The sequence below is a fragment of the Teichococcus wenyumeiae genome (assembly GCF_003696345.1).
GTDB classification, from domain to species: Bacteria; Pseudomonadota; Alphaproteobacteria; order Acetobacterales; family Acetobacteraceae; genus Pseudoroseomonas; species Pseudoroseomonas wenyumeiae.
Map to the genome: position 1 here is coordinate 1 of NZ_RFLX01000159.1, position 1,142 is coordinate 1,142.

Consider the following 1,142-nt stretch of genomic DNA (forward strand, 5'->3'; position numbering starts at 1 on the left):
TGGTGCTACTTGTATCGGGCGATCGACAGGAACGGCGATCTCGTCGATACCGAGCTGAGCGAGCACCGAGACATGGTGGCAGCCGAGGCGTTCTTCCGCTCGGCCAGGTCGGCCACCGGCAAGGTCACCACGGACGGGCATGGCTCGTACCCACGCGCGATCCTCTCAACACTGGGCAAGCAGGTAACTCACCGCACCAGCGCTTACAGGAGCAACGGGCTTGAGCAGCATCACCGCGGCATAAAAGGCCGCATCCGATGTATGTGCGGGTTCAAGAGCTTCAGCGCAGCCGAACGCTTCTGCCGCAGCCACGACGAACTTCGCAACCACCTCCGTCCTCGCATCCGCCACAACCAGCATGTCCCCGCCAGCCGCAGTCGCATGCTTCATCTCCGTCGCGCGGCAACCGTGCTCTCCATCCTCGCGGCAGGGTCGGCTCATAGCGTCAGCTGGCGCGAGGTGGCAGCTCTGGCGCGAGCGCTGACAGAACCGCCGGAGTTGCGTAAAGGAATTTACGACCCATACCTTCTTTCCGTCTTCCAGGACGCCGCGTGCTCACCGGCCATGCGCGTCAGGTTGCGTGGCAGGAAGTTCGACGCGCGCTTGCAGCCCGCCGGTTGGCCGATTGCTGAGCCAGACCTCTCCGCCATGAGCCCGGATGATACTTCGCGCCGCTGTCAGGCCAAGCCCGACGCCCCCGCTGGCGCGATTGCGGGAGGTTTCGAGGCGATGATAGGGCGCGAAGGCCTGTTCCAGGGCCTCTTCCGGCAGTCCAGGCCCTTCATCGCAGATCAGGATCTCCGTACGCCCGCTTGTCAGGTGCAGCCGAACCGTAGGCGGTGTCGCATACTTAACCGCATTCTCGATCAGGTTCACGAAAGCGCGCCGCAGGGCATGGGGACGGCCGCGATGCGGGCCGTGCTGCGGTCCTTCATAGATCAACGCGACCCCCTGATCGCCGTAGTCGTCAATGATGGAATTGAGCAACTGCGGCAGGTCGAAGCGGGTGAAGGGCTCCTGGCTGGCATCATCGCGGAAGAATGCCAGCGCCGAGTCGACCATCTCCTGCATCTCGTCGACATAGCGGAACATCTTTTCCTGCTGTGGTTCGTCGACGAATTCGGCGAGCAGCCGCATCCGGG

Annotated in this window: 2 protein-coding genes and 1 pseudogene; 1 reads left to right on the forward strand and 2 read right to left on the reverse strand. The window is 63.6% G+C overall.

Annotated elements, in window-relative coordinates; translation table 11 throughout:
• Positions 1-9: 9 nt before the first annotated feature.
• A pseudogene (locus EBE87_RS30665) lies at positions 10-276 on the forward strand (DDE-type integrase/transposase/recombinase); the annotation flags it as partial.
• Here the strand turns inward: EBE87_RS30665 and EBE87_RS30245 are convergent.
• Together EBE87_RS30245 and EBE87_RS28360 are read right to left on the reverse strand one after the other, a co-directional pair.
• Entirely contained in the window at positions 166-390 is a 225-nt protein-coding gene (locus EBE87_RS30245; RefSeq protein ID WP_233560287.1) for a hypothetical protein, read from the reverse strand. The pseudogene EBE87_RS30665 and the gene EBE87_RS30245 overlap by 111 nt on opposite strands.
• Before the next feature lie 165 nt (positions 391-555).
• Positions 556-1,142 (reverse strand): sensor histidine kinase (locus EBE87_RS28360; RefSeq protein WP_233560290.1); only part of this gene is annotated, 587 nt, incomplete at its 5' end.

What these genes read in the sequence shown, in the direction of transcription:
- EBE87_RS30245 (WP_233560287.1), bottom strand. Translation starts at nt 390, where the DNA reads ATGAAGCATGCGACTGCGGCTGGCGGGGACATGCTGGTTGTGGCGGAT.